Genomic DNA, 26,316 nt, shown 5'->3' with positions numbered 1-26,316 from the left:
CCCTTGGGTTTGAGCAAATATCGACTCGCCAAGGAAATTGGTGTGCCTGCACAGCGCATTGGTGAAATTGTGGCGGGCAAGCGGTCGATCACCGCCGATACAGACTTGCGTTTGTGCCGCTACTTTGGTTTGAGTGATGGCTGGTGGCTGCGTGGCCAGACAAACTACGACATGGCAATTGCACGTGAGTCGATGGGCGAAGCGCTGGCAAAGATTCAGCGTTGTAATTTGCTGGCGGCTTAACGCTCTCGAATTTTCAATCACAGATGACTGAGAAGCTCAGTGTTTCGTTGAGAGGCCGTTTTGTCGTCCTTGAGCCTTTGACGCATTCGCATGTCGACGGGCTCAAAGACGCCGTGATTGACGGCGAACTTTGGCAGCTTTGGTATGCCAGTGTGCCATCGCCCAAAGAGATGACGAGCTATGTCGATGCGGCTATAAAGGCCTCGACCAATGGCAATATGGCTTTTGTAGTCAGAGACCTCAAAACGCAAAAAGTTGTCGGCACAACCCGCTTTTACAACGTAGAACCATCGCACAAGCGAGGATTGATTGGTTACACCTGGTACGCCAAATCAGCGCAAAGCACAGCGATCAACACAGAAGCCAAATACTTGCTGATGCAATATTGGTTTGAAGAGCAACAGGCCAATGCGGTGGAGTTCCGCACGCACTTTTTCAACGAAACATCGCGCCGTGCGATTGAGCGACTTGGCGCTAAACAAGACGGCATCTTAAGAAGCCATCAAATTTTGAAAGATGGCTCCATTCGCGACACGGTCGTGTATTCCATCATCGCGAATGAATGGCCTGCAGTGAAAAACAACTTGCAGGCCAAGTTGGCTAAATTTAAAACCGCGGCAAATCCGGATGCTTAATCTGCCCCGCACGCACCAACATCTTGCCGTATTCGGCACAGCGGTGCAGGGTGGGGATGACCTTGCCGGGGTTCAGTAAACCCTTGCTGTCAAAGGCGCGCTTGACGCCAAACATCTGTTCGTTTTCTTCGGCGCTGAACTGCACGCACATGCTGTTCACCTTCTCGATGCCCACGCCGTGCTCGCCCGTCACCGTGCCGCCCATGGCCACACTGGTTTCCAAGATGTCTGCGCCAAATTGTTCGCAGCGGTGCATTTGGTCGGGGTCGTTGGCATCAAACAGAATCAGTGGGTGCAAGTTGCCATCGCCTGCATGGAACACGTTCAGGCACTTGAGGGCGTATTTTTTTTCCATCTCTTGAATGGCTTCCAAGATGTCGGCCAAACGCTTGCGCGGAATGGTGCTGTCCATGCACATGTAGTCGGGGCTGATGCGGCCCGAGGCGGGGAATGCGTTTTTGCGACCGCTCCAAAATTTCATGCGTTGTGCTTCGTCGCGGCTCACGGCAATGGCGGTGGCACCGCAGCCGCGCAGCACATCGCTCATGCGGCCAATTTCTTCTTCCACTTCTTCGGGTGTGCCGTCGCTCTCGCACAGCAGAATGGCGGCGGCGCTCAGGTCGTAGTCGGCGTGCACAAAGTCTTCCACGGCGGCGGTCATGGGGCCGTCCATCATCTCTAAGCCGGCGGGGATGATGCCTGCTGCAATCACCGCAGCCACGGCGTCGCCCGCTTTGCGCACATCGTCAAAGCTGGCCATGATGCAGCGGGCCAACTGAGGCTTGGGCACGAGCTTGACGGTCACTTCGGTGGTCACCGCCAACATACCTTCGCTGCCCACGATCACGGGCAACAGGTCAAGGCCCGGTGCGTCGAGGGCGTCGCCGCCAAACTCAACGGGTTCGCCTTCCACGGTGAAGCCTTTGACCTTGAGCACGTTGTGTACGGTCAGGCCGTATTTCAAACAATGCACGCCACCCGAGTTCTCGGCAACGTTGCCGCCAATGGTGCAAGCAATTTGGCTGGATGGGTCAGGCGCGTAATACAAACCAAACTTGGACACCGCTTCGCTGATGGCCAGGTTGCGTACCCCGCACTGCACCACCGCCGTTCGTGCGAACGGGTCGATGTTGAGAATTTGGTTGAACTTGGCCAGTGACAGCGTCACACCCATGGTGTGCGGCATCGCGCCACCCGACAGGCCTGTGCCTGCGCCGCGTGCGACCACGGGTACATCGAGCGCGTAGCAGGCCTTGAGCACGGCTTGCACTTGATCCACCGTTTCGGGCAGGGCCACGCACATGGGGCGGGCGCGGTAGGCGGTGAGGCCGTCGCACTCGTAAGGCACAGTGTCCTCGGTGGTGTAGAGCAGGGCGTGCTGTGGCAGCACTTGCAGCAGCGCTTGCACCACTTGGGCTTGGCGCTCCGCGCGGGCAAGGGTGTTTTGCTGGTCGATCGTGAGTGGGGCGTTCATACGCCTCACTTTAAGGCAAAACTTGGGGGCGACGCGTGAAGAAAGTTTCAGCGTCGATTGAAATGGTTTTGTTTCACCAAAACAAACGCTAAGGCACGGCCTTTTGCAGCCATTCCGCAAACGCCGCACATTCCCAGCGGTCCATGGCGCCTGTGCGCCAGCACAGGTAATGCCCATGGGGGCTGGGCACTTGGCGCGGAAAAATACGCACCAGTGTGCCGTTTTCTAGCCAAGGCGCGCCAAGTTTCAAACGCACCAAGCCCACGCCCAAGCCTTGCGCCGCGGCATCGCACATCAAGCCAATGTCGTTGAAGCTGCTGCCGTCTATGGGTTCGGGCCAATCGAGGTCGTGCGCGGCAAACCAAGTGCGCCAAGGCTCCAGTGGGCTGCGCAACAGGGTGGTATCTGCCAAGTCTTCAGGACTGTCAAACGGCCCATGCTCGCGGATGTAGGCGGGTGAGGCCAAGGGCGTCACATCGTCTTTCATGAGACACACATGCTCCACATCGGCGTAACGGCCCGTGCCGAATCGGATGGTCAGGTCGGCGTCTTCGGCCACCACGTCCAGCAGCGGAATGCTCACTTGCAGCGTGATGTCGATCTCGGGGTAGGCCTCGGCAAATTGGCGCAGGCGTGGCATCAAGATCGACCGTGCGAAAGTCGGCGTCACGGCCAAACGCAGTTTGCGTTTGCTGTTGTTGCTGCTGCCGTCTTTGCCTGGGAAGCGCTCCAGAATCGTCAAGCCTTCGCGCACATGGGCTAAGTACTCGCTGCCCTCGGTGGTGAGCGAAAAATCGGCGCGACCAAACAGCTTGACGCCCAGCAATTGTTCCAACTGCTTCACGCGGTGGCTCACCGCGCTGGGCGTGACGCACAACTCCTCAGCCGCCTGCGTGACCGAACGCAGGCGCGCCAACGCCTCAAACGTGAGCAAGCACTGAATAGGCGGGATGCGGTTGGGGCTCATGGTCGCCAAGCGGGGCGCGCGCTTATTTGAAGATCACGGTCTTGTGACCGTTGATCAACACGCGGTGCTCGCTGTGCCACTTGACGGCGCGGGCCAGCACTTGGCTCTCGGTGTCACGGCCTTGGGCGGTGAAGTCTTCCACGGTTTTGCTGTGGTCCACGCGGGCCACGTCTTGCTCAATGATGGGGCCTTCGTCCAAGTCGGCCGTCACGTAATGGGCGGTGGCGCCAATCAGCTTCACACCACGGTCGTGCGCTTGGTAGTACGGTTTGGCGCCTTTGAAACTGGGCAAAAAGCTGTGGTGAATGTTGATGGCGCGACCGGCCAATTTTTTGCACAAGTCGTCGCTCAAAATTTGCATGTAACGCGCCAGCACGACCAACTCGGCCCCTTCGGACTCGATGACCTCGAACTGCTTGGCTTCCGCCTGCGCTTTGGTGGCCGCCGTGACAGGAATGTGATGAAACGGCACGTTGTAGCTAGCCGCCAGTTGGTAGAACTCGCGGTGGTTGCTGACGATGGCGCGAATGTCCAAGGGCAGCAGACCGCTTTTCCAGCGGAACAACAAGTCGTTCAGGCAATGGCCTTCTTTGCTGACCATCAACACCGTGCGCATGGGCTGGGTGGTGTCGTGCAAGGTCCACTTCATGCCGAATGTGTCGGCGAGGGTGGCCAGTTGTGCACGCAAATCGGCTTGACCCACCGCGCTACAAGCAAATTGCACACGCATGAAGAACAAACCCGTGTCGGGGTCGTTGTACTGCGCGGCCTCTTCGATGTTGCCATGGCGTTCTAGCAAAAAGCCAGAAACGGCGTGCACGATGCCCTGGCGGTCAGGGCAAGACAAATTCAGGATGTAAGCGGTCATGGTGCTGATTGTAGATTTGGTGCACCCATGAAAAAGGGGCGCTCAAAGCGCCCCTTGAATTGGGTGGCAGACTGGCTCAATGCACCAGCACAGGGTTTTGTGCCAACTCGGCGTAGCCCGCTAAGGTGTCTTCCACCTCTTCTTGGGTGGGCGAGTTTTCTTGCCAAGCGCGCAGGTGGGCTTGAAACTGCTCGGCCCATGAGCCTTCTAGGAACAGTTCTTTGCCGGTGCGCTTGTCGACAATCTCAAAGCCGTGGCGGGCCAACACCGGCACATCGGGGCGCACGGGTACCGACGCGTCGTCTTGCACTTGCAGGTGCATCACGGAATAGGTGTCGGAGTTGTAGAGCATGTCCATCGCAGGTCTTTCGAGAAAAATCAAATCACACCCCTAGGATATCGGATTGAAAAGTTCAAATTCAAGGGGAGGGCTTTTCAACACCTTTGAGTGTCTGGTCAATCCAGTCGCCGTTGGCGTTGGTGACGCGCAGGCGCACGGGCAAATAGCCGAATTCGGGGGCCAGCCACACCTCAATGCGCTGGTCAAATTCGCGGCGCGGGCTGCGGTTGAGCTTGACGGCCACCACGCTGCCGTAGGGCAGTTGCAGCGTTTCTTCCTTTTCGACGCTGAATTGCCACACCTCGGCCTCGCGCTGCGACGCGGTTTGGAACGACAACATGGTGCCCGTCGGGTAACGCGCGGGGTCGCCCGCCAACAGCGCGCCGAGTTGAATGATCACGCTCAAGCGGTCCTGCGCGCCTTTGAGCAAGGGCACGCTGGGGCTGTTGGCGCTGAAGCTGATGATGTTTTTGTCGCGCTGGAAATGCGCTGCCAGCTCGCTGCGCGATTTGTCGCCAAAGCGCGTGGGCATCAAGCCCTCTGGGCCCAAGGTGCCTGTGCTGGTTTGCGTGCGCGTGCCGATTAAAAAGGCGCTCACCTCCAACTTGGCGTCGTAGCGCTGGCCGTCTTGCTGCCACAGCAACTCGCCAGTGGCCCAATAAGTCAGCCCTTTGGACTGACCTTGCATTCTGTACGTCAGCACCGTGGAGGCGGGGGCTTTGAAGCTGGTGACCTCGGTGAAGCTCGGGGCGTCGGGGGCGTTGCTCGCCGCGCGTTTAAAGGGCGGCAAATCGACCGCCGAGGCGCTGCGGGCGGGCAGGGCGACGGGAGCGGTCAAGTCGGCGAGCTCTTGCGAGGAGGCCAAAGGCGGCGTGTCTGGCTTGGCCATCGAGGCTGACGCAGCATGGGGCGTGGTGGCACTGAGTTCTGACGCGTGCTGTGGGTGTTCTTGGGCGTCAACCAAGGACTGAGCTTGGGGCGGCTGAGGTAAATCGGGCGGGGGCGTTCGCACCATGCGGTTGGGTTTCACTGTGGGCACCTGCGCTGCGCGTGGCGTGCTGGCCTCGATGGTGCGCGTCACCATCGCTTGAGGGCGCAGGGTTTGCCGCTTTTCTGGCGACCACCACAAAGGTGCGCCTGCGAGCACCCACCAATGCAGCAGCAACACGGCCAGCACCAACAGCGTCGCGTGCGAGCGCTTGAGGTGGGGCGTGGCGGGTGTGGTCAACACGGTGGCATGTGTCCGCGTATCAAGCCGCGTGATGCCCTAATTCGGCGGACAGCGATTGCGCCGCTTGGCGCAGCGCTTGGGCGGGCGCGCCTTTCCAGTCGGCATCAAAGTTCGAGGCGGGGCCAAGCGACACCATGCCCAGCACCAAATGACCGTCCGAGTCGAACACGGGGGCGCAAAAGCCCACCACGCCCGGCAGCAGCACGTCCACCACCCGCGCGATGCCGTGTTGGCGGACTTCGTTCAGCATGGCGTTGGCTTCGGCTTGGGTGGTGGGCACATCGTGGCGCTTCATTTTTTGCGCGTTGGCGATTTCAGTTTTCAGCATCGGTCCAGTCAAGTCGCGCGGCATGTGGGCGGCAAAGCAACGACCGGTGGCGGAGGTGAGCAAGGGCATCACATCGCCCAGCCGCAAAATGGTCATCGCGTGAGGCGACTCTTGCCAGTGGACGATGGTCGGGCCTTGGTTGCCCCAAACCGCCAACGCCACGGTATGGCCAATTTCCGCCATCAGCGGCACCATGCGTTCACGGGCCAGCTTGACGGGGTCGAGTCGTGACAATGCGGCCAAGCCCAGTTGCAAGGCGCTCGGGCCGAGGTCGTAACGGGTGGAGGCGCTGTCTTGTTGCACGAGGGCCAACCGTTGGAAACTCACCAAATAGCGGTGGGCTTTGGCTGCGCTCATGTGGGCTGCCGCCGCCAAATCGCGCAGCATCAAGGGGCCTTCTGCTTTGGCCAGCACGTCGAGTAAGGCAAAGCCAACTTCGACGGATTGAATGCCTGCGCGTTCTTTCATGGGAGCCTCAAGGTTGAATTTGGAATTATGATTAAGTAAATCAATTCATCAATGCGTAATTCTGCCTGAGGACAACATCTATGAAACTGGCCACCTACAAAGACGGATCACGCGACGGCCAACTCGTGGTGGTGTCGCGTGATTTAAGCACTGCACATTATGCGACGGGCATTGCCACGCGTTTGCAGCAGGTGCTGGACGACTGGGACTTTTTGGCTCCCCAATTGCAAGACCTCTACGACACCTTGAACCAAGGCAAAGTGCGTCACGCCTTCCCCTTCGATCCTGCCTTGTGCATGGCGCCGCTGCCGCGCGCTTACCAGTGGGCCGATGGCTCGGCCTATATCAACCATGTGGAGCTGGTCCGCGCCGCGCGCAACTCAGAAGTGCCCGCCAGTTTTTACACCGATCCGTTGATGTACCAAGGCGGCAGCGACGACTTCATCGGCCCCCAAGACCCTGTGGTGTGCGCCAGCGAAGCCTATGGCATCGACTTTGAGACCGAGGTGGCCGTGATCACGGGCGATGTGCCCATGCGCGCCACACCTGAGCAAGCGCTGGGTCGCATCCGTTTGGTCATGCTCGCCAACGATGTGTCGCTGCGCAATTTGATTCCCGATGAGTTGGCCAAAGGCTTTGGCTTTGTGCAAAGCAAGCCCGCCACCGCGTTCAGCCCCGTGGCGGTGACGCTCGATGAGTTGGGCGACGCATGGGACAAAGGCCGTTTGCACTTGACGGTGCAGTCCACTTGGAATGGCCGCAAGGTCGGCATGTGCGATGCGGGCCCCGACATGACGTTTCACTTTGGTCAGCTCATTGCACACCTGTGCAAAACGCGCCATGTGCGCGCGGGCTCCATCATCGGCAGCGGCACGGTCAGCAACCAAGGTGTCGAAGTCAAGGGCAAAAAAGACTGGCCCAAGGGCTACAGCTGCATCGCTGAGAAGCGCGCCATCGAAACCATTTTGGATGGCAAGCCCAGCACCGACTTCATGAAGTTTGGCGACACGATCCGCATTGAAGTCAAGGGCAAAGACGGCCAAACCGTGTTTGGCGCCATCGACCAAAAAATCACCGAGTTCGAGGGCTGACCCAAAGCATCAGGCGGCGCCGGATGACTTTGTGGCTTAAGCGCCGTAGACCGTCTCTAAGTCGGCAAATCCTTTGATCTCCAAGGGGTTGCCGAAGGGGTCTAAAAAGAACATGGTCCATTGCTCGCCGGGCTGACCCGCAAAGCGCAAATGGGGCTCTAAAACAAAGGCGGTACCTGCCGCTTTGAGGCGCTCAGCCATGGCCTGCCAGTCGGGCAGGTTGAGCACCAAACCAAAGTGCGGCATGGGCACCAGTTTGCCGTCCACGCGGCCTGTGTTTTGCGTTTTCAAAGGCTCGCCCAAGTGGAGCGAGATTTGATGGTCGTAAAAGTCAAAGTCCACCCACGTTTCTGTGCTGCGACCCTCGGTGCAGCCCAGCAAGTCGCCATAAAAATGGCGTGCGGTGTTGAGATCAGTGACGTTGAAGGCGAAATGAAAAAGGCTGCGCATGCCTAAAAGCATAGCAGCAGCGCTTGGCCTTGTCCGCGTCTGGCTTATGACGTGACCGCGTTCCCCGCCATGCCATCGAACTTCTTGAAATACTGACGTGCCATGGCGACCAGTTGCGCGTCGCTGGGGTGATCAGTGGCCACGCTGCCGACGATCTGAATGCCGGTGTGGTGTTGCTTGCACCAATCCCCAAATTCTTTGCGTGCCAAGCCAGGGCCGGTCAGCAGCACCTCGTGGGTGCCGGTCAAGGCGCGGGCAATGTCGGCATAAAAAGCGGGCGTATCCAGCGGCTTGCCTTGGTGCGTGTGGTGGCTGCGCGATTTGACGCGTTGTGCCTCGGCGTGTTCGCGGTCAAACATCAGCACATGGGCTTCTTGGTAATCCATCCAAACGACGGCGTGAAAAGTGGTCATATCAAGCTTTCAGGGGTAATCGGGGGTTTAAGGGTGCGTGGTTTCGGCTTGCTGCTGGCATGTGATGCAGCGGGCCACATCGGGCCAAGCTTTGAGTCGAGCGGTGGCAATCTCTTGGCCGCATGCGATGCATTGGCCGTACGTGCCCGCTGCCAAGCGCTGCAGTGCGGCATCGATGTTGGCGAGTTCTTGGGTTTCGTGCTCGCTGATGGCCAGCGCGATGTCGCGCTCGGTGATGGTTTGCGCATGCGAGTCCTGCGTGGGCGCAAATTGCTCGGCAGCCACATCGGCACGGCTGTGCACGCCGCCGCGTTGCTCGGCAATGCGTGCCAACACATGTGCCCGCAGCGTTTCAAGCATGCGTTTGATGCGATCGGTTTCGGTGGGGGTCATCAAAGTTCCTTGGTTAGCACTTTGATGATGATCTTTTCGGTTTTTTCAGTTGTTGATGTACATCAACAAATCCACGAACGCCCCGTATGGGTGGTTTGGCGGCTAAAAACGCAGGCGTGTGTGCAGCCGCCAAGTGCGCGGCTCGGCGGGGTGAAGGTGGCGGTCCAGCACGGGCGCCGTCTCGCCCGCGAGCTGCGAGGCGTAGGCGTATTGGATGTCGTCGTTGGCGCGGTTCCACACATTCAAGACATCCAGCGACACGTCGGTGTCTGCGCTGACGTGGCGCGTGAGGCGCAGGTTGCTGCTGATGTTGGCGCGAGAACGCATGCTGTTGTCGGCCAACAATGCGGCGGGGCCGATGTAACGCCACGTCAGGCTGGCCGACCATGGGCCGATGTGTTGCCACGCCGCCGACACATGGCCGACGCGTTGCACCGCGTTGGGAATGAAAGCGCCGTCGGGGCTGGCATCGCTGTAGCGTGGGCGGGTCCAGGCAACGTTGGCATCCAAACCGAAGTGGGGGTCGGGCGTCCAGCGGGTGCTCCATTCCACACCTTGGCGTTGGCTGGGTCGACCGGCTTCGGTGGTGCCTGCGTCGCCCACATAAACCAGCTCCGCATCAAAGCGCAGACGCCACAAAGCGATGGCGGTTTGCAGCGTCTCGCTCACCTGGTTGCGCAGGCCGATCTCGTCGCCACGCGAGCGTGTCAGGCCCGAGACGGGCGATGCACTGGGCGCGGTACTGCGCGCGTCGTTGCTGTGAAACCCGACCCCGCTGTTGATGAACAACTCGGTGTGCGCCCAAGGCCCCAAGATGACCGAGAGTTTGGGCGAGAGCTGCTGGCTGTCGCTGCCAAACGTGGGGTTAGCTGGTAACAGGCTGTGCACTTGCGCCTGAAATTGATCGATGCGCAAGCCCGTGACCGTGCGCAGCCATGGCGTCCACGGTGTGTCGTTTTGGGCGTAGAGACCGGCCAGGGTTTGTGTCACCTCGTCATCACGCACGGCGGCGGTGACCATGCGTTGCGTGGTGTTGAACAGACCCGCACGGATGCGGTCTTGCCGCAGCTGCAAGCCCACGGTGTTGACTGCTGCGCCGTGGCCCAAACCGTCCACCACCCATGAGTGAAACAGTGTGCCGCCCAGCACTTGGCGTTGGTCGCGCTGGGCAAATTGATCGCTGTTGCCGGTGCCGTTGGAGGCGGTTTGGTAGGTGAAGTTGGAATACAGGGCCAGGTCGTATTGCACCGCGTACCAACGCAGTTGTGTGGCGGCGCGGTCATCGCGTTGGTGCCACTCGCCCGACACGCTGGTGCGGGAGGTGCTGGCGCCGTCGCTGGGGTCCAGCGTGTCAAAGCGGCCAAAGGCTTGGCCTTGCAAACTGCCCGCATCAAGCAAACGTTGTGGCACTTGGTCGGTGGCCGTCCAGTGTGCGCTGTAGGCCGACAGGCTGATGGCGCTGCCTTGGGCCGCCGTCCCGCTGCTGAGCGTGAGCAGCGCGTTACGTTGGCGCAGGCCTTGGGGCGTGTGCCACGGCCCGTTGTTGTTCAGTCCTTCCACGGCGGCCAGCAGGTGCAGGGCTTCGCCGATGTCAGCGGAGCCTGCGGCTACACCACGCTGGTAGCCGTGCGGGCCCAGCGTGAGGTCGGCAAAGGGTTGTGCGAGGCGTGTGCGGTACACCACATTCGCGGCACCCGCCGATGCAAAGTCGCCATCGCCCGCCGCGTAAGGGCCTTTGCGGTAGTCCACGCGCTGGACCAATTCGGGGATCAAAAAATTCAGGTCGCTGTAGCCTTGTCCGTGGGCGTGAGTGGGCAAGTTCACGGGCACGCCGTTGACGGTGGTGGCGAAATCGCTGCCGTGGTCGAGGTTGATGCCGCGCAAGAAATATTGGTTGGCCTTGCCGTCCCCTGAATGCTGGGTGACCACCATGCCCGGGATGTGCTCCAACACCTCGGCGGGGCGTGGCAGGGGGCGGTTGCCCAGTTGCTGCGCACCGATGACACCTTGCGATGCGGCGTCGCTGCTGCCCAGTGGGGTGCCCTCGTCCTGTCCCACCACGTCGACCTCCGGCAGCACCGTGTGCGTCAGCGATGTGGCATGCAGGCCATCGGCGTTGGCGCTCAGCGCGACGCAGGCACAGACAGCTGCGCCAATCGCAGCATGGCGATGGATGCAAGCGATTGCACCAAACATGTGCAATCGCAAGCGTGGCGCGTTGCGTCTTGGGGCAATCATGTGTTGGTTTGGTGCGCGCTGGCAGGTGTGTGTTTCAAAACAGGGCGTGGGATGGTGTGTGGCTGAGTTTGCAAAACCTATGCCGTGTTTGGGGTATTCATGGCGTGCGTGACGCCATCTGAAAGAATGGGGGCTATGAAATTGATTTGGTTCGCTGCCTTGTGTGGCATTTTCAGCACCGCCGCGCAGGCGTTTGACACCAGCATGGCCGAGCGCACACGGGCTTGCACCTACTGCCACGGCGAGCAGGGCAAGGCGGGGCCTGACGGTTATTACCCGCGCTTGGCGGGCAAACCTGCGGGCTATTTGTTCAACCAATTGCAAAACTTCCAGCAAGGCCGCCGCCAGTACGACCTGATGGCGCGGTTGATTGAGCCTTTGCCGGATGCCTATTTGCGCGACATGGCGCAGTATTTTTCCAGCCTCAAAGTGCCGTACCCCGCGCCTGCGTTGAGTGCGGCCAGCGTGCCCGCTGCGTTGTTGGCGCGTGGACGCGCACTGACGTTGGCGGGCGATGCAGCACGTGGCGTGCCCGCCTGTGTGTCGTGCCATGGCGCGCAACTCACGGGCGTGATGCCCAACGTGCCGGGCCTGTTGGGCCTACCGCTGGATTATTTGAACGGCCAACTCGGCGCGTGGCAATCGGGCCAACGCCGTGCCCACGCGCCCGACTGCATGGCGCAGGTGGTGAAGCGTTTGAACGCTGATGATCTGATGGCCGTGGCGCAATATTTGGCCCGCCAGCCCTTGCCCGCGGACACCTCGCCTGTGAGCTTGAGCACCTTGCGTGCGAGTTGGACTCAGCGCCCCGTCTCAGGCGAATTAGTCACCCAAGCCAGCTGGAGCTGTGGCAGCGCACCTTTGCAGGGAGCCCAGCCATGAAGCGCGTATTTGCACTGATTCTGGCGGTGTGCGTGGCGCTCGCTGCGTGGGTGGTGTGGGACAACTTCGCCGATGGCGTGGACACACGCGACGAGGCGGCGGCCGAGCTTGCCCGAGGCCAAACCTCTGCGGCCACAGACGCTACGCATACGGTGTCTGATCGCGTGGCGCAAGGCGCGTATCTCGCGCGTGCTGGCAATTGCGTCTCGTGTCACACCGTCGCAGGCCAAGCGCCTTATGCCGGCGGCCGAGCGCTGGACACGCCCTTTGGCAAGGTCTACGCCAGCAACTTGACGCCCGATGTTGACACCGGTTTGGGCACGTGGAATGCGCAACATTTTTGGCGTGCTTTGCACCACGGACGCTCCAAAGACGGGCGCTTGCTGGCGCCTGTCTTTCCCTACAACCACACCAGCTTGGTGACCCGTGCTGATGCCGATGCCTTGTTTGCCTATTTCCAAAGTTTGGCGCCTGTCGCCAATGTGGTGCCTGCGCACACCTTGCGCTGGCCGCTGGGCACGCAAGCCGCTTTTGCGGTGTGGCGCAGCATGTATTTCAAACCCGCCCAATTCACGGCGGACGCCCAGCAATCGCCCGCATGGAACCGCGGCGCCTACTTGGTGCAAGGCTTGGGGCATTGCGCGGCCTGCCACAGCCCTCGCGACAACTTAGGTGCCAGTGGCGATTTGGACGACATGAGCGGTGGCCTGATGCCCGGTGCCAATTGGTACGCACCGTCGTTGTTGAGCGCCCAAGAAACTCAGTTGGCAACCACCCCGTTGACGGACATCGTGCGCCTGTTGCAAACCGGCAGCGCACCGAAAGCGTGGGTGAACGGGCCGATGGCGGAAGTTGTGCAAAACGGCACGCAGCATTTGACCGAGGCTGATTTGCAGGCCATGGCCACCTACTTGCAAGCGCGCGCCCAAGTGGCGTTGCGCGAGCCCACGGAACAAGACGCCCCTGCGCCAGTGCGCAAAGTCAGTTTGCGCAGCGCCCAAAACGGCGCGGCCATTTACAAAGACCAATGTGCGCAGTGCCACGGCGATCAAGGCCAAGGCCAGTCGGTTGTGTTGGCCAACGGCACACGCGGCATGGCCTATCCACCGTTGGCGGGTAACCGCGCCGTGGTGATGCCCCAGATCAGCAACTTGGTGCAAAACCTCACGTACGGCGGTTTCTCGCCCGTCACCCATGCCCAACCGCAACCCTTTGGCATGCCGCCGTTTGTGCTCACCCTCAGCGACCGCGATATGGCCGATGTGTTGACCCACATCCGCCAGCAATGGGGCAACACGGGCTCGACCGTGACCGAGTTTGATGTGGGGCGCGTGCGGGTGCTGCAAGTGCACTGACGCGGGCACTCTAGAATCTAGGCCTATGCAACACCTGCGCCACGCTCTCAACCTCACCCGCTTTGTGCTGGTGTGGTTTGCGTTGTCTGTCGGTGTCGCGATTGCCTCGCCCATGGTCAATCCGCAAGCGATGGACTTGGTCTGTACCAGCACCGGCAGCATGAAGCTGGTGGTGCAGGGCGATGACGCCGGTGTCGCGGCCACCAGCCACACGCTGGATTGCCCGTTGTGTGCCTCTTTCTCAGCGCCGCCCCCTGCGCTGAACACCGCGCTCACGCAGCCTGCGCCTTCAGCGCTGGCCCATGCGCTTGAGCCCTTGGCGGCAGCGCACATCGCGTCTGTGACAGCCCCGCCGCTGCCCTCGCGCGGGCCGCCTGCACTTTCTCTCTGATGTTTTAAGCGGGCGCAAGGCTTTTGAGTCTTGCCCTGGTTGGTTGGCTTCGTGCTGCGCGTTGGGCGCTTGCATAGGCCGAAATATCTGAGGAGTCGCCGCCACGTTGACCGTGTGTGGGGCTCATGTTGAAAGTCATTCATGGAACACACGAAATTTGTTTTAACCCCTTTGTCCCTGGCCATCGTGTTGGGGTTCGCGGCCGCTGCGAAGGCCCAAGACGCATCCCCGTCGAAAGAATTGGGCATGGTGGTCATCACGTCGGGCCTGCCGTCCTCGCTGCCGACGCAAATCCCCACCACCCTCGAATCGGTGACGGCGAAACAAATCGCTGAAACGATCAATGCCACCGACAGTGAGGATGCGCTGAAATATTTGCCCAGTTTGTCGGTACGCAAACGCTACATCGGTGATTACAACCATGCGGTATTGGCCAGCCGCGCTTCAGGGGCCAACAACCCCGCGCGCAGTGCGGTGTATGCCGATGGCATTTTGTTGTCCAACTACTTGGGCAACTCCGCCACCAATGCGCCGCGTTGGGGCTTGGTGACGCCTGAAGAAATTGAGCGTGTGGATGTGATGTATGGGCCGTTTTCTGCGGCTTATCCAGGGAACTCGGTGGGTGCCGTGATCGACTATGTCACACGTATGCCCACCTCATTTGAAGCGCACATGAAAGTCAGCGCCTTCAATCAGCGCTTTGACACCTACAACACCGACACCCATTTTGGGGGCGCTAATGCCAGTGCAAGCTTGGGCAGCAAGGTCGGCGATTGGTCTTATTGGTTCAATGTGAGCCGACTGGATAGCAGCGGTCAACCCATGGTGTTTGTGCGGGCAACGCCTACGACGGGCACGTTGACCGGAACACGCGTCAACGGCGTGGTTAGCGCGTTGAGCACCACAGGGACACGTTCTGACGTGCTGGGAACCACCACCCAGTACCACACCGTGCAAGACCATGCCAAGCTCAAGCTGGCTTACGATTTTTCGCCCACGCTGCGTGCTTCGTATACCCTAGGCTACTGGCAAAACAACAGCAATGGCAGCCCCTCGACCTACCTCAGCAATGCGGCAACGGGCGCGGCTGTTTACAACGGTAATGTCAACAACGGCGTTAGCAACTATTCCGTCCCTGCCTTCACGGCGTCGCAAGAAGCGCTGACACATGTCATGCATGGGCTCTCTTTGAAGACCAACACGCAAGACGTTTTTGACTGGGAGTTGAAGGCCAGCCTGTATGACTACCAAACAGACTTGAATCGCGCCTCTGGGACGTTGAGTGGTCCCACGACCTATTCAACGGCTGGAAAAATCACCGACCAAAACGGCACGGGTTGGAGCAACCTAGCGCTCAAAGGCACTTGGCGCCCCGAGGGCGTGAAGGGTGCCCACATCCTTGATTTTGGCTATCAGCAAGACCGCTACACGCTCAAGACCATCACCCAAAACACAGCCACAGACTGGCAAGCCGCTGCACCCACGAGCTTGGCGAGCAAGGCGGGTGGTAACACCGAGATGCAGAGCTTGTATGTGCAAGATGCGTGGCGCTTTGCCCCACTTTGGAAAACCGTGCTGGGTCTGAGGGCCGAGGACTGGAAAGCCAGTAATGGCTATGTGGCCACCACGACGTCAAATACCAACACTTTTGCCACGCGTCAAGAAACGCACTTCTCGCCCAAGGTCTCAGTTTCCCACCAATGGGCCCCCGATTTGTTGCTGAAAGCGTCGACCGGTCGATCTTTGCGCATGCCCACAGCGCAAGAGATGTATGGCAACACCTCTCTGTCTGGCTCGATCACCACGTTTTTGAATGATCCTAATTTGCGACCAGAACGCTCATGGACGAGTGAGTTGACAGCTGAAAAAGATGTGGGCAACGGTGTTGTGCGCGTGACGGGTTTTTTTGAAAATACCCGCGACGCCATCTATTCGCAAACCAACACCTTTTCAGACGGAACTAGCCGTACCTTCGTGCAAAACATCAAGCGAATGGAGAGCACGGGCTTAGAGGTCGCTTACTTTGGCAGTGACGTTATCACGCGTGGCTTAGACCTGTCAGGCAGCGTGACCTATGTAGATTCGCGCATCAAAGAAAATGATGGATATGTCCTGAGTGCAGGCGACACCATCAACAAATATCAGCCTCGAGTACCCGCATGGCGTGGCAATGTGTTGGCCAATTACCGGTGGGATGACCAACTCAGCACCTCCATCGGTGCCCGCTACAGCGGCCACCAGTTTGGCAGCTTGAACAATGCGGACACCAACGGGTTTTCCTACACTGGCGTGAGCAAGTTCTTTGTGGCGGATATTCGCGCGGTCTACAAGGTCGATAAGCAATGGACGGTGGCCGGCGGCATCGACAACTTGAACAACTACAAATACTGGAACTACCACCTTTACCCCATGCGCACCTTCTTTGGTGAACTGCGATACGACTTGAGGTAATCTGAGTCTGATCACGAATGAAAGAATCTTTTATGAAAAATTTGCTCCGCCGATTGGCTGTGAGTATTGGAATCGTTGCGAGCGTTCCATGTGTACAAGCGCACGTTGTTTTGTCCGAGCCCAAAGCTATTTCCGGTAGCTACTACAAAGCCACCTTGCGCGTGGGCCACGGCTGCAATGGGTCTGCCACCCACGCGCTCATCGTGCAAGTGCCCGCCGGTTTTCAAGGTGCCAAGCCTCAGCCGAAAGCGGGCTGGGTGATCGCCACGCGCAAATCTAAACTCGCCACGCCGTACAACAGCCATGGCAAAACCGTGACCGAAGACGTGGTGGAGCTGCGCTGGACGGCCGCCAGCAAAGACGCCGCATTGCCAGACGATCAGTTCGATGAGTTTGCCTTCATGGGCCGCTTGCCCGATCAGGCGGGGACCTTGTGGATCAAGATGTTGCAGACGTGTGAGACTGGTCAAAATGATTGGTCAGAAATGCCAGTCAGTGGCACCTCGACGCGTGGTTTGAAATCGCCCGCCGCTTTGCTGGAGGTGCAGCCCGCACCTGCGCACGAGCATCATCATTAATTCCAAGGAGTTCGCATGCGTTTTTCTAAACACCTCATCGCTGCTGCATTCACGACCGTGTGTGCCGCCAGCGCCTTTGCGCAAAACGTGACTGTCACCGACGCATGGGCGCGAGCCACAGTCACGGGCCAAAAAGCCACGGGCGCGTTCATGACCCTGAAGGCCAAAGACAACGCCAAACTGGTGGGCGTGAGTAGCCCTGCTGCAGGCGTGGCCGAAATTCACGAAATGAAGATGGACAAAGACGTGATGAAGATGGCCGCCTTGCCGAACGGGCTCGACTTGCCCGCAGGCAAGGCCGTGGCGTTGAAGCCGGGCAGCTTTCACGTCATGTTGATGGATCTGAAGGCGCCTTTGGCCAAGGACAGCACCGTGCCCCTGACCTTGACGTTTCAAGATGCCAAAGGTGTCAAGTCCAAACTCGAATTAAAAGTGCCGGTCAGTGCGCAACCGCCCATGATGCAGGGGATGAACCATGACCACAGCAGCCATGGCGATCACAATCATGGGGACCACAAACACTGAGGTTTAATTCAACCATCTATTCCCTTCGGAATGACAACAGGAGACAGCCATGAGCAACCCCAGCGGTTTCGATTTCACCAAGTTCGTACCCGGCTTTGATTTTTTGAAAAATCTCACACCGGGCGGCGCTGCGGCGTCGACGGCAGCGCCGGGCTGGGTGGCTCCCACGTTGGATCCTGAGGAGTTAGAGAAGCGCATTCAAGAATTGAAAACCGTGCAGTTTTGGCTGGAGCAAAACGCCAAAGCGGTGGGCGCCACCATTCAAGCCTTGGAAGTGCAGCGCATGACCCTCGCGACCTTGAAGGGCATGAACATGAGTTTCAATGACTTGGCGGAGTCACTCAAGGTCAAGCCTCAGGCCGCGACCGCTGCCTCGCCATTCGCCTTCACACCAGCGCCTGAACCACAAGCGGCGGCACCCGAGCCGGAGGTCAAACCGCAAGCCGGTGAACCCAACGCTGCGGGTATTGACCCTGCACATTGGTGGGGGGCGTTGACCGACCAGTTTCAAACCATCGCCAAGCACGCCATGACCGACATGGCTCAGCGCGCCAGTGCACATGCCAGCGCTGCAACGACGCCACCTGCGAAGGCCCGCCCTCAACCCAAAGCGAAGGCCAAACCCGCCGCGAAGCGTGTGCGCAAACCTGCCACGAAGCGCGCCAGTGCCACCAAACCTGCGGCCCGATGAAACTATTTCCCTACGGTCACGCCACGCACCCGCAATGGCAAATGGCCGCAGGCTTGGTGCTGGCGCAATTGCGTGCTCACATGGCCTTGCCCGATTACGCCGCCGCGCCGCACTTGGGGCTGCTCTACATCACCGACCATTACGCGACGGAGGCGACCGAGATTTTGTCGTTCTTGAGCGCTGAGTTGCCCGAGGTGACCGATTGGGCAGGCACGGTGGGGGTTGGTATTGCGGCGAACAATGTGGAGTACTTTGACGAGCCCGCCTTGAGCGTGATGCTGTGCGACATCGCGCCCGAACATTACCGTGTGTTCAGTGGCGTGGCACCGCTCGCACAGGCCGGTGTGGGCGCTGCACGCGGCCGTCGCTTTGAGCCACACACGGCGCTTTTGCATGCTGACGCTCAGACGCCCGATGTGCCCGAGTTGATTGCCGAGCTGGCCCAACGCACGGCCAGCGGGTATGTGTTTGGAGGGCTGGCCTCGAGCCGCACAGAGGTGGTTCAGTTTGCGTTGAATGGCGATGGCAATGTGGCCGGTCAGGGCAAGGCCACGGGCGTGTTTCATGGCGGATTAAGTGGCGTGGCGTTCGACGCTGACGTGGCCATGATTTCGCATGTGACCCAAGGCTGTTTGCCCGTGGCCAAAGTGCACACCATCACGGGGGCAGACAACAACGTGGTGCTCACGTTGGACAACGAGTCTGCTTTGACGGTCTTAGAGCGCGATTTGCAAATTAGCCTCGCAGACAAACAGACGGCCATTCCCAAAGTGCGTGCGACTTTGGTGGGGCTGTCGGCGGCGCAAGACACCGAGGGGCACCCCACGATCAAGCGCACAGGCGAGTTTGACGAGGTGGTGTTGGTGCGTCACATCATTGGCATCGACCCCGGCAAAGAAGCGGTGGCCATCGGGCAGCCTGTGGAAGCGGGCATGCGATTGACGTTTTGTCAGCGCAACCCAACGGCCGCACGTGCCGATTTGATGCGCATCGGTGCTGAAATTCGTGAAGCCTTAGAGCCAGAAGAAATGACGGCGGAGTTGGCCGGTACCTTGAGTGCCGACACGTCGGCCAGTCCGCACCCCGCGCGGCGCATGGCGGGTGCCATTTATGTCAGCTGTGCAGGGCGTGGTGGCCCGCATTTTGGGGGGCCGAGTGCCGAGATGCACATCGTGCGTCGCGCCTTGGGCGATGTGCCGCTGGTGGGCTTCTTTGCGGGGGGCGAAATTGCTCACCAAGAATTGCACGGGTACACCGGCGTGTTGACGGTGTTCACCACCGAAGCTTAGTGCCCAAAGCAAAAGGCCTGAGCCCCTTGCGGTGACTCAGGCCTGGCAGCGCAAGGTGTGCGCCGTTTATTGTTCTTCGTCCAATGCTGCGTGGAGTTGTTGCATGTCCAAGTCGCCGGTCCACTTGGCTACCACCAGCGTGGCCACGCCGTTGCCGACCAAGTTGGTCAAGGCGCGTGCTTCAGACATGAAGCGGTCAATGCCCAAAATGAGCGCCAAGCCTGCCACAGGCACACCGCCCACGGCAGACAAGGTGGCGGCCAGCACGATGAAACCGCTGCCCGTGATGCCGGCTGCACCTTTGGAGGTGAGTAACAACACGGCCAACAATGTGAGTTGCTGTACCAGTGTCATCGGCGTGTCGGTGGCTTGCGCGATGAACACGGCCGCCATGGTCAAGTAAATTGATGTGCCGTCCAAGTTGAACGAGTAGCCGGTCGGAATGACCAAGCCGACGACCGATTTGCGTGCGCCTGCTTTTTCCAGTTTTTCCATGATGCGAGGCAACACCGACTCAGACGAGGACGTGCCCAACACGATGAGCAATTCTTCTTTGATGTATTTCACGAACTTCCAAATGCTGAACCCGTGCAGTTTGCTGATGAGTCCCAACACCACGAAGACAAAGATCAAGCAAGTCAGATAGAACGTGCCCATCAACTTGCCCAGCGAGAACAAGGACGCCACGCCGTACTTGCCAATGGTGAAAGCCATTGCGCCAAACGCGCCAATGGGTGCCACTTTCATGATGATGCCCACGATGTCAAACAACACGTGTGACAGCTTTTCGATGAAGTCAAACACCATGGTGCCGCGGCCTCCGAACTTGTGCAGTGCAAAGCCAAACAAGACAGAGAACAACAGCACTTGCAAGATTTCACCCTTGGCAAACGCATCCACCACCGACGTGGGGATGACGTTGAGCAAGAAGTCCACGGTGCCTTGCATCTTGCCGGGGGCGGTGTAAGCCACGATGCTCTTGGTGTCGAGGGTGGCCGCGTCCACGTTCATGCCCACGCCAGGCTGCACAAAGTTGACGATGATCAGACCCACAATGAGGGCCAAGGTGCTGACCACTTCAAAGTACAGCAGCGCGAGGCCTCCGGTCTTGCCCACCTTTTTCATGTCTTCCATGCCCGCAATGCCCACCACCACGGTGCAGAAGATGATGGGCGCGATGATCATCTTGATGAGTTTGATGAACCCATCGCCCAAGGGCTTCATGTCTGTGCCGACTTGTGGGTACAAATGACCGAGCAAAACGCCAACGACCACAGCGAACAGCACTTGGACGTAAAGCGATTTGTAAATGGGTTTTGGGGGATGGGTGTTAGACATATGAAATTCTTAAGGGTTAACCATAGGAATCTAACCGTCCACCTCTTCTTTTTTCATGTGGCTTTCCACATGGGGGTGCGCGTCAAACCCCGCGGGCACGGTCCTCGGCAAATTTTTTGCGGAATGCACCAAACTGGCCCACGTCTAACGACTCACGCACTTCGCGCATGAGGTTCAGGTAGTAGTGCAGGTTGTGGACGGTGGTCAGCATGGGGCCTAGCATTTCGCCGCAGCGGTCAAGGTGGTGCAAATAGGCACGGCTAAAGCCGCCGCTGGTGGTGCCGTCTGGGCGTGTGTGGCCTGCGCAGGTGTAACAGCTGCATGTGCTGTCCAAGGGGCCGTGGTCAGACTTGTGGCGGGCGTTGCGAATTTTCAAATCACCAAAGCGGGTGAACAAGGTGCCGTTGCGTGCATTGCGCGTGGGCATGACGCAGTCAAACATGTCTACGCCATCGGCCACGCCTTGCACCAAGTCTTCAGGGGTGCCCACGCCCATGAGGTAGCGCGGTTTGTGTTTTGGCAAACGGTGGGGCGTGTGCGCCATGATTTCGAGCATTTGGTCTTTGGGCTCGCCCACGCTCACACCGCCCACGGCGTAGCCGGGGAAGTCCATCTCCACCAATGCGTCGAGCGACTCTTGACGCAGGTTGGTGAACATACCGCCTTGCACGATGCCAAACAACGCGTTGGGGTTTTCTAAGCGCGCAAATTCATCTTTGCTGCGCACGGCCCAGCGTCGGCTCATCTCCATGGACTTGCGGGCTTCCGCCTCGGTGGTGAGGTGGCCTTTGGTCTCATACGGTGTGCACTCGTCGAGCTGCATCACGATGTCGCTGTTGAGCGTGGTTTGAATTTGCATGCTCACCTCGGGCGACATGAACAACTTATCGCCGTTCACGGGCGAGGCAAATGTCACGCCTTCTTCGGTGATCTTGCGCATCGCGCCGAGCGACCACACCTGAAAACCACCGCTGTCGGTGAGGATGGGTTTGTTCCAACGCTCAAAGTCGTGTAAGCCGCCGAAGCTTTGCATCACATCAAGGCCGGGGCGCATCCACAGGTGGAAGGTGTTGCCCAAGATGATTTGTGCACCCATTTCTTCGAGGCTGCGCGGCATCACGCCTTTGACCGTGCCGTAGGTGCCCACGGGCATGAAGATGGGGGTTTGCACCACGCCGTGGTTGAGCGTGAGCGTGCCGCGGCGGGCGTGGCTGCCTGCGTAGCTGCCGTCGGCGGCAGGGGTGTCTTTTTTGAGAACGTCAAACTTCAACATGGTCGGTCTTTCAAGCGGTTCTTGATGCGGGGGTCTTCTCGAGCAGCATGGCGTCGCCGTAGCTGAAGAATCGGTATTGGTTGGCAATGGCGTGTCGGTACAGCGCGTGCATGTGCTCGAAGCCCGCAAACGCGCTGACCAGCATGAGCAAGGTGCTCTTGGGCAAATGGAAGTTGGTGATCAACACATTGACCACTTGGAACGCAAAGCCGGGCGTGATGAAGATTTGCGTGTCGCCACTCGTCAGCCCGCTTTGTGCCCAGCTCTCCAGCGTGCGCACGCTGGTCGTGCCCACCGCCACCACACGGCCACCGCGCGCGCGGCAGTTGGCAATGGCTTGGATGGTTTCGGGCGGGATGTTGTACCACTCGCTGTGCATGCGGTGCTCGGCCAAGTTTTCGGTCTTCACTGGCTGAAACGTGCCCGCACCCACATGCAGCGTGACGCTGGCGCGTGACACGCCTTGTGCTTCTAGCCCTTGCAGCACACCTTCGTCAAAGTGCAGTGCGGCAGTGGGCGCCGCGGCAGCGCCCGGGTGTTTGGCAAACACGGTTTGGTAACGGCGCTCGTCTTCGGCTTTGCCTTCCTCGGTTTCGTGTTGCGCATCAGCAGTGTTTTGGTGGCGCTCGATGTAGGGCGGCAGCGGCATGTGGCCGTGCTGCTGCATCAGCGTGTGCGGCTCGTCGCTGAACTGGAAGCGAAACAGTTGCCCGTCTTCGTTGGGCCAGCGGCCCAAGAGCGTCGCTGTGTACCCACCGACCATCAATAGCTCAGTGCCCGCAGGCGGCTTTTTGCTCACTTTCATGTGAGCCACCACTTCGTGGTTGGTCAGCACGCGCTCTACCAAGAGTTCTAGCTTGCCGCCCGTGGGCTTCTCGCCAAACAAACGGGCTTTCACCACTTGGGTGTCGTTGAACACCAGCAAGTCGCCGGCTTTCAGCAATGAGGGAAGATCTTTGAAGGTGCGATTGGCAAACTCAGCATGGCGGCCATCGAGCAGGCGCGATGCGCTGCGTTCAGACGCGGGGTGCTGGGCAATCAGAGACTCAGGCAGTTCAAAATCGAAATCGCTGAGCGTGTAAGTGTGTGACATGCGCTTGAGGGCCGGACGGGCCCGTTCCAAGTAAAAACAGCCGTGATTTTCGCACGGCTGTTTTTTAGGTTTTTTAGTTTTTAAACTTTACTGTTTTTCACCCGCTGCGGTGACCCAGTAGTAATAGCTGTTTTCGTTTAGCAAGCTAATTAGGACTAACGCACGACGTGTGCGACCTGGCATCACGATGTATGTTGCAGCACCTTGCAATGTTCTTGCACCGGCTGCGCAAGTATGCCCAGCGGCATTTCCTGTGGTGAGCGATAGGTTGTAAATGTTTTTCGCGCTATTTCGCACAGTGAGTTGTCCCGCGAATGTGCAATTTGTGGATGAGCCAGTGAGGACACCATTTGCGTCAACGGTGTACGTGTATGAATTGCTAAATGCGTTCGGGCTAACGTATGTGCCAGCAATCGTTGATAAAGCAGATGGCTCGTTGTAAGTCGTGTCAAACGTAAAACTACCGGTTCCTGTGTAAGTCGTGCCGTTGTATGTTTCTGAAACATTCACGCTCATATTTGCCCCCGTACTGACCGACCCAGTAAATGTGCCGGTTACCAGAGCGTTCAAAGAGGGGTAGTAGTCCCGCATATTTGATGATGTGATTGTTGAGCCGGTCACGGAAGCCTTGCCAAAGGACACGCCTGAGTAATCAGATCCTGTGCCGAAAAAATACTCACCGGAATCGAGGATCAATCCAATCGCAGGTGTGTTTGCCCCTGAGCTGGATGTTGTTGATCCGACCCAGACGCCTTCGGCAGACTGTTGCGTTGCTTGGTTGTCGCCACCGCCACCTCCGCCCCCGCAAGCAGTAAGAGTGATAGACAGGACGAGAACTAAAAGGTTCGGAATGCGCATGGCGTTCTTTCTATGAAGTGGACAGATGTTTGTCGTATTGATTTTATATGTGAATTAGTGTGTATGTGAATTAGGAATAAATTGGGACATTCCTAAGGGTGAAACCTTCGCTCCAAAAAATCTTCGGTCAATGCGTGCGTGCGCTGCGTCAGGCGCAGGGGTTGACGCAAGTCGAGTTCAGTGAAAAGTGCGGTTTCTATCAGACCTACCTCAGCCGCATTGAGAACGGCCAAGCGAATCCCACGCTCAACGCGATGGAGGTCATCGCGGTGGGTTTGGGGTTGACGGTGTTTGAGTTGTTTGAGCGGGTGCGCGATGTTTCGCAGATTCAACCGACTTCGGGTTGAGCGGTCCTTACTTGGCCGTGACTTTGAAGCCGTCTGGTCGTTCAACGTCGTAAGAGCGAAGTGTCATGGTGTTGTTAGCGGTGACAACGTATCGGTACTGCTCGGTTTGAATGATGGGGGCCGATAAATAGTCAGTCGCCGTGCTGGATGTGGTTGTGTCGTAAGCGTTGACTATCAAATTGAAGACAACGGTGGTTGCCGTGTTTTGTTCGATCACATAACGCCACTCTTCGACGCCTGCTTTTGTTGTTTGGTTGGCATTCGTGTAGTTGTCGAGTACGCCAATTAAGCCTGAGTCACCAACTTTTGCGGAAAACGGGAAGTTCGCTGGAGCTCGCCAGATATTGGGTGCTCCTTGATAGTTGTATAGAAAATTTGAGAGCTTGAAATTTTGATATTTGAAGTAGTGCACGGAGTTGTAGTACTGCAACCCTTGCCAGTTTGCAAATTCTGGGCTGCACCGCTGATAAAGCCCGTTGATTGTGGTGAAGTTGTAGAGGTCGGTGCTCGACACATAGGTGGCGGCTGTGTTGGAGATGATGAACGTACCTGAACACGTGCCGCTGGTGCTCATTTGTTTTGTGTTGGGCGTGAGGTTCAACTGTGTCCATGCCGCAGCAATATCAAAACTGTTGGTTGAGGTGGCGAGCGCACTAGGGTCTTTACTGGCCCAGTCTTCGCCACTGCTGCCACAGCCACTAAGAGTGAGTAGCGCCGATAAAGTGAAGGTCCAAATTTTGCATTTCATGACATTAATGTAGCTTTTTAGGATTAAATATAGGTAACAATTGTTTTAATAAAGTTTACTTAGTACTAATTGCCCATGTCGAACTATCAATTACTCGTCGCTTGCGGGGGGCGGCACGCCTGTCAAAGGTCTCTCGGGTTGGTGTGTGCCCAGTGGTTGATGTGTTTGTGCTTGTTGACACTTGCCGTGAGCGTGTCTGCAAAGTCGTTGGACGACGACTCGGATATTTTTTCCTCGCACGTTGCACAAGTGGGGGTGGATGCATGGCGCTTAAGCCCTAAAAGACCAGAAGCTTTGTTGATGCTGCCGACGAATTCAGAGTGGCATTACAAATCGGTGTCACCGTGGCTCACGTTTGATGGACAGATAACGGTGCATCGCCATGCGGTGCTGAGCTTGAAAGTGCGCGCCGATCAGGCCATGGGCACGCACGTGGACGAGGCGAGCTTGGATTGGTCGGTGTCTCCCAGTCTGGGGTTCAAAGCAGGGGTGGTGAGTTACAAAACCAGTTGGTGCCGAACTTACGACATCGATTCACCTTGGGTGCGTGAAAACGACCCGTTTTGCATGGTCAAGACCACGAGTGATGCCAGTGGTGGTGCGCCGGGCTTGCAGGTGTATGTCAACGCGCCTCTGGGAATCTATCGTGTCCAGGGATTGGCTGGCATCTATCGACCCTTGCTGTTGAACTACAACACGACCGAGTTTTCGAATGCGCCTTATGACAATGCGCACATTGACCGCAATAACAAAAAAGGGTTTTCCGTCAGCATCCAAAATTTAGAAACGGCTTCTGAAGTTCGTTTGGGGTTGCTCAATGCGGATCAGTCGGAGTATGTGTTTGGTAGCTTGAATACAGAGTCTTTTCGCGTTCATCAAAGCTACAACATGGTATTTCTAGGGGGCGCTTTTTACGTGGCACCCCAAGTGCAAGTTCGCGTGCAAACGCTGTGGCATGACATGGCGTCAAACAACCGGTCTGTGCCTGGCAGCGTCAGACCCAGTTATTTGGGGGGTGTCGACTTAATGCGTCGTTCTGATGTGTTGGAGGTGAATTATTGGCATTCGACGCAAGATGTGTTTGCCTTCGCGGTGTCTCGCTACGTTTACGACAGTTCTTACACCGTGACTTCCTACCCATTTCCCGGTTATTTCACAGACCGGAATTACTTCATCTACAAAAACAAAAACCTGTCTGCCAGCTGGCGTCATGACTGGGCGAAGGGCGTCTTCACAGCGGTGCAGTGGAGCTACAACAGCTTAGACATCCACAACCGTCTCATCACGGACGCCCCGAACCGCGATGCAGGCGGCCACGGCCTAGGCCTGCGTTTGGGCTACCAGTTCTAGTTCTCAAG

At 58.3% G+C, this 26,316-nt stretch carries 28 protein-coding genes; 13 read left to right on the top strand and 15 right to left on the bottom strand.

The window, feature by feature from the left end; translation table 11 throughout:
* Together RMS95_RS07000 and RMS95_RS06995 are read left to right on the top strand one after the other, a co-directional pair.
* Window positions 1–243: HigA family addiction module antitoxin (locus tag RMS95_RS07000; protein ID WP_310644808.1), on the top strand; the 243-nt coding region annotated here is incomplete at its 5' end.
* A 23-nt stretch (window positions 244–266) separates the two neighbouring features.
* Window positions 267–878 carry a GNAT family protein gene (locus tag RMS95_RS06995; protein WP_310644806.1) on the top strand — a complete coding sequence of 204 codons (612 nt, stop codon included), beginning with the start codon at window positions 267–269 and terminating at the stop codon, window positions 876–878.
* On the opposite strand, the gene RMS95_RS06990 is transcribed toward RMS95_RS06995, so the two are convergent.
* The 6 genes from RMS95_RS06990 to RMS95_RS06965 all read right to left on the bottom strand — a co-directional run bounded on the left by RMS95_RS06990 (window position 850) and on the right by RMS95_RS06965 (window position 6,554).
* The gene (locus RMS95_RS06990) at window positions 850–2,352 is read right to left on the bottom strand and encodes an FAD-linked oxidase C-terminal domain-containing protein (protein WP_310644804.1); all 1,503 of its coding nucleotides are present in this window, start codon (window positions 2,350–2,352) and stop codon (window positions 850–852) included. The two genes, RMS95_RS06995 and RMS95_RS06990, sit on opposite strands and share 29 nt — an antisense overlap.
* 88 nt (window positions 2,353–2,440) lie before the next feature.
* Entirely contained in the window at window positions 2,441–3,319 is an 879-nt protein-coding gene (locus RMS95_RS06985; RefSeq protein ID WP_310644802.1) for a LysR substrate-binding domain-containing protein, read from the bottom strand.
* 22 nt (window positions 3,320–3,341) lie between these two features.
* Window positions 3,342–4,187, bottom strand: a complete 846-nt coding sequence (gene purU, locus RMS95_RS06980) for a formyltetrahydrofolate deformylase (protein ID WP_310644800.1) — start codon at window positions 4,185–4,187, stop codon at window positions 3,342–3,344.
* Window positions 4,188–4,263: 76 nt separating this feature from the next.
* Window positions 4,264–4,545, bottom strand: a complete 282-nt coding sequence (locus RMS95_RS06975) for a DUF3567 domain-containing protein (protein ID WP_310644798.1) — start codon at window positions 4,543–4,545, stop codon at window positions 4,264–4,266.
* Between the two features lie 61 nt (window positions 4,546–4,606).
* Complete coding sequence (locus RMS95_RS06970; protein ID WP_310644796.1) at window positions 4,607–5,758, bottom strand: DUF3108 domain-containing protein; 1,152 nt, start codon at window positions 5,756–5,758, stop codon at window positions 4,607–4,609.
* 19 nt (window positions 5,759–5,777) lie between these two features.
* The gene (locus tag RMS95_RS06965; protein ID WP_310644794.1) at window positions 5,778–6,554 is read right to left on the bottom strand and encodes an IclR family transcriptional regulator; all 777 of its coding nucleotides are present in this window, start codon (window positions 6,552–6,554) and stop codon (window positions 5,778–5,780) included.
* An 80-nt stretch (window positions 6,555–6,634) separates the two neighbouring features.
* On the opposite strand from RMS95_RS06965, the gene RMS95_RS06960 reads away from it, so the two are divergent.
* Window positions 6,635–7,645 (top strand): fumarylacetoacetate hydrolase family protein, encoded by a 1,011-nt coding sequence (locus RMS95_RS06960; protein ID WP_310644791.1) that lies wholly within the window; start codon window positions 6,635–6,637, stop codon window positions 7,643–7,645.
* A 36-nt stretch (window positions 7,646–7,681) separates the two neighbouring features.
* On the opposite strand, the gene RMS95_RS06955 is transcribed toward RMS95_RS06960, so the two are convergent.
* From RMS95_RS06955 to RMS95_RS06940, 4 genes are all read right to left on the bottom strand, one after another.
* Complete coding sequence (locus RMS95_RS06955) at window positions 7,682–8,095, bottom strand: VOC family protein (protein ID WP_310644789.1); 414 nt, start codon at window positions 8,093–8,095, stop codon at window positions 7,682–7,684.
* Between the two features lie 44 nt (window positions 8,096–8,139).
* Window positions 8,140–8,508, bottom strand: a complete 369-nt coding sequence (locus RMS95_RS06950) for a hypothetical protein (protein ID WP_310644787.1) — start codon at window positions 8,506–8,508, stop codon at window positions 8,140–8,142.
* Window positions 8,509–8,535: 27 nt separating this feature from the next.
* Complete coding sequence (locus tag RMS95_RS06945; RefSeq protein WP_310644785.1) at window positions 8,536–8,901, bottom strand: TraR/DksA family transcriptional regulator; 366 nt, start codon at window positions 8,899–8,901, stop codon at window positions 8,536–8,538.
* A 102-nt stretch (window positions 8,902–9,003) separates the two neighbouring features.
* On the bottom strand, window positions 9,004–11,139 hold the full coding sequence (locus tag RMS95_RS06940; protein WP_310644783.1) for a TonB-dependent receptor domain-containing protein: 2,136 nt from the start codon (window positions 11,137–11,139) through the stop codon (window positions 9,004–9,006).
* A gap of 135 nt (window positions 11,140–11,274) precedes the next feature.
* On the opposite strand from RMS95_RS06940, the gene RMS95_RS06935 reads away from it, so the two are divergent.
* The 8 genes from RMS95_RS06935 (at window position 11,275) to RMS95_RS06900 (ending at window position 19,301) form a co-directional block, all read left to right on the top strand.
* Entirely contained in the window at window positions 11,275–12,021 is a 747-nt protein-coding gene (locus tag RMS95_RS06935) for a c-type cytochrome (protein ID WP_310644781.1), read from the top strand.
* On the top strand, window positions 12,018–13,376 hold the full coding sequence (locus tag RMS95_RS06930) for a c-type cytochrome (protein ID WP_310644779.1): 1,359 nt from the start codon (window positions 12,018–12,020) through the stop codon (window positions 13,374–13,376). Before RMS95_RS06935 ends, RMS95_RS06930 begins: the two co-directional genes overlap by 4 nt.
* A gap of 25 nt (window positions 13,377–13,401) precedes the next feature.
* Entirely contained in the window at window positions 13,402–13,767 is a 366-nt protein-coding gene (locus RMS95_RS06925; protein WP_310644777.1) for a DUF2946 family protein, read from the top strand.
* Between the two features lie 141 nt (window positions 13,768–13,908).
* Window positions 13,909–16,218, top strand: a complete 2,310-nt coding sequence (locus RMS95_RS06920) for a TonB-dependent receptor (RefSeq protein ID WP_310644775.1) — start codon at window positions 13,909–13,911, stop codon at window positions 16,216–16,218.
* Between the two features lie 110 nt (window positions 16,219–16,328).
* On the top strand, window positions 16,329–16,796 hold the full coding sequence (locus RMS95_RS06915) for a YcnI family protein (RefSeq protein ID WP_310644773.1): 468 nt from the start codon (window positions 16,329–16,331) through the stop codon (window positions 16,794–16,796).
* Window positions 16,797–16,811: 15 nt separating this feature from the next.
* Window positions 16,812–17,321: a copper chaperone PCu(A)C gene (locus RMS95_RS06910; RefSeq protein WP_310644772.1), complete on the top strand. Its 510-nt coding sequence runs from the start codon at window positions 16,812–16,814 to the stop codon at window positions 17,319–17,321.
* Window positions 17,322–17,370: 49 nt separating this feature from the next.
* Window positions 17,371–18,012, top strand: coding sequence for a PhaM family polyhydroxyalkanoate granule multifunctional regulatory protein (locus RMS95_RS06905; protein ID WP_310644771.1), 642 nt, complete (start codon window positions 17,371–17,373; stop codon window positions 18,010–18,012).
* Window positions 18,009–19,301, top strand: a complete 1,293-nt coding sequence (locus RMS95_RS06900) for an FIST N-terminal domain-containing protein (RefSeq protein WP_310644769.1) — start codon at window positions 18,009–18,011, stop codon at window positions 19,299–19,301. The genes RMS95_RS06905 and RMS95_RS06900 overlap by 4 nt, the downstream gene beginning before the upstream one ends.
* A gap of 66 nt (window positions 19,302–19,367) precedes the next feature.
* Here the strand turns inward: RMS95_RS06900 and RMS95_RS06895 are convergent, their stop codons facing one another.
* From RMS95_RS06895 to RMS95_RS06880, 4 genes are all read right to left on the bottom strand, one after another.
* A complete protein-coding gene (locus RMS95_RS06895) occupies window positions 19,368–20,639 on the bottom strand; it encodes a dicarboxylate/amino acid:cation symporter (protein WP_310644767.1) in 1,272 nt (423 codons plus the stop codon).
* Between the two features lie 82 nt (window positions 20,640–20,721).
* Window positions 20,722–21,912, bottom strand: coding sequence for a tRNA guanosine(34) transglycosylase Tgt (gene tgt / locus RMS95_RS06890; protein WP_310644765.1), 1,191 nt, complete (start codon window positions 21,910–21,912; stop codon window positions 20,722–20,724).
* A 10-nt stretch (window positions 21,913–21,922) separates the two neighbouring features.
* The gene (queA, locus tag RMS95_RS06885) at window positions 21,923–23,005 is read right to left on the bottom strand and encodes a tRNA preQ1(34) S-adenosylmethionine ribosyltransferase-isomerase QueA (protein WP_310644763.1); all 1,083 of its coding nucleotides are present in this window, start codon (window positions 23,003–23,005) and stop codon (window positions 21,923–21,925) included.
* 87 nt (window positions 23,006–23,092) lie between these two features.
* Window positions 23,093–23,863 (bottom strand): hypothetical protein, encoded by a 771-nt coding sequence (locus tag RMS95_RS06880; RefSeq protein WP_310644762.1) that lies wholly within the window; start codon window positions 23,861–23,863, stop codon window positions 23,093–23,095.
* Window positions 23,864–23,961: 98 nt separating this feature from the next.
* Here RMS95_RS06880 and RMS95_RS06875 point away from each other — a divergent pair, with 98 nt between their 5' ends.
* Window positions 23,962–24,210 carry a helix-turn-helix transcriptional regulator gene (locus RMS95_RS06875; protein WP_310644761.1) on the top strand — a complete coding sequence of 83 codons (249 nt, stop codon included), beginning with the start codon at window positions 23,962–23,964 and terminating at the stop codon, window positions 24,208–24,210.
* 7 nt (window positions 24,211–24,217) lie between these two features.
* Here the strand turns inward: RMS95_RS06875 and RMS95_RS06870 are convergent, their stop codons facing one another.
* Window positions 24,218–24,958 carry a hypothetical protein gene (locus RMS95_RS06870; protein WP_310644759.1) on the bottom strand — a complete coding sequence of 247 codons (741 nt, stop codon included), beginning with the start codon at window positions 24,956–24,958 and terminating at the stop codon, window positions 24,218–24,220.
* Between the two features lie 171 nt (window positions 24,959–25,129).
* Between RMS95_RS06870 and RMS95_RS06865 the strand changes: the two genes are divergently transcribed.
* The gene (locus RMS95_RS06865) at window positions 25,130–26,308 is read left to right on the top strand and encodes a hypothetical protein (RefSeq protein ID WP_310644757.1); all 1,179 of its coding nucleotides are present in this window, start codon (window positions 25,130–25,132) and stop codon (window positions 26,306–26,308) included.
* The last annotated feature ends 8 nt before the right edge of the window (window positions 26,309–26,316 follow it).

Origin of the sequence: Limnohabitans sp. (assembly GCF_031539175.1) — a bacterium.
Lineage (GTDB): Bacteria > Pseudomonadota > Gammaproteobacteria > Burkholderiales > Burkholderiaceae_C > Limnohabitans.
Note: the sequence above shows the minus strand (reverse complement) of the source record. Positions and strands in the feature narration are given on the sequence as shown.

Coding starts and splice junctions, on each gene's coding strand:
- RMS95_RS06995 (WP_310644806.1), top strand. CDS start 267: ATGACTGAGAAGCTCAGTGTTTCGTTGAGAGGCCGTTTTGTCGTCCTT.
- RMS95_RS06945 (WP_310644785.1), bottom strand. CDS start 8,901: ATGACCCCCACCGAAACCGATCGCATCAAACGCATGCTTGAAACGCTG.
- RMS95_RS06880 (WP_310644762.1), bottom strand. CDS start 23,863: ATGCGCATTCCGAACCTTTTAGTTCTCGTCCTGTCTATCACTCTTACT.
- RMS95_RS06985 (WP_310644802.1), bottom strand. CDS start 3,319: ATGAGCCCCAACCGCATCCCGCCTATTCAGTGCTTGCTCACGTTTGAG.
- purU (WP_310644800.1), bottom strand. CDS start 4,187: ATGACCGCTTACATCCTGAATTTGTCTTGCCCTGACCGCCAGGGCATC.
- RMS95_RS06940 (WP_310644783.1), bottom strand. CDS start 11,139: ATGATTGCCCCAAGACGCAACGCGCCACGCTTGCGATTGCACATGTTT.
- queA (WP_310644763.1), bottom strand. CDS start 23,005: ATGTCACACACTTACACGCTCAGCGATTTCGATTTTGAACTGCCTGAG.
- RMS95_RS06950 (WP_310644787.1), bottom strand. CDS start 8,508: ATGACCACTTTTCACGCCGTCGTTTGGATGGATTACCAAGAAGCCCAT.
- RMS95_RS06935 (WP_310644781.1), top strand. CDS start 11,275: ATGAAATTGATTTGGTTCGCTGCCTTGTGTGGCATTTTCAGCACCGCC.
- tgt (WP_310644765.1), bottom strand. CDS start 21,912: ATGTTGAAGTTTGACGTTCTCAAAAAAGACACCCCTGCCGCCGACGGC.
- RMS95_RS06910 (WP_310644772.1), top strand. CDS start 16,812: ATGCGTTTTTCTAAACACCTCATCGCTGCTGCATTCACGACCGTGTGT.
- RMS95_RS06900 (WP_310644769.1), top strand. CDS start 18,009: ATGAAACTATTTCCCTACGGTCACGCCACGCACCCGCAATGGCAAATG.
- RMS95_RS06960 (WP_310644791.1), top strand. CDS start 6,635: ATGAAACTGGCCACCTACAAAGACGGATCACGCGACGGCCAACTCGTG.
- RMS95_RS06870 (WP_310644759.1), bottom strand. CDS start 24,958: ATGAAATGCAAAATTTGGACCTTCACTTTATCGGCGCTACTCACTCTT.
- RMS95_RS06965 (WP_310644794.1), bottom strand. CDS start 6,554: ATGAAAGAACGCGCAGGCATTCAATCCGTCGAAGTTGGCTTTGCCTTA.
- RMS95_RS06930 (WP_310644779.1), top strand. CDS start 12,018: ATGAAGCGCGTATTTGCACTGATTCTGGCGGTGTGCGTGGCGCTCGCT.
- RMS95_RS06895 (WP_310644767.1), bottom strand. CDS start 20,639: ATGTCTAACACCCATCCCCCAAAACCCATTTACAAATCGCTTTACGTC.
- RMS95_RS06920 (WP_310644775.1), top strand. CDS start 13,909: ATGGAACACACGAAATTTGTTTTAACCCCTTTGTCCCTGGCCATCGTG.
- RMS95_RS06925 (WP_310644777.1), top strand. CDS start 13,402: ATGCAACACCTGCGCCACGCTCTCAACCTCACCCGCTTTGTGCTGGTG.
- RMS95_RS06975 (WP_310644798.1), bottom strand. CDS start 4,545: ATGGACATGCTCTACAACTCCGACACCTATTCCGTGATGCACCTGCAA.
- RMS95_RS06990 (WP_310644804.1), bottom strand. CDS start 2,352: ATGAACGCCCCACTCACGATCGACCAGCAAAACACCCTTGCCCGCGCG.
- RMS95_RS06955 (WP_310644789.1), bottom strand. CDS start 8,095: ATGCGCAGCCTTTTTCATTTCGCCTTCAACGTCACTGATCTCAACACC.
- RMS95_RS06905 (WP_310644771.1), top strand. CDS start 17,371: ATGAGCAACCCCAGCGGTTTCGATTTCACCAAGTTCGTACCCGGCTTT.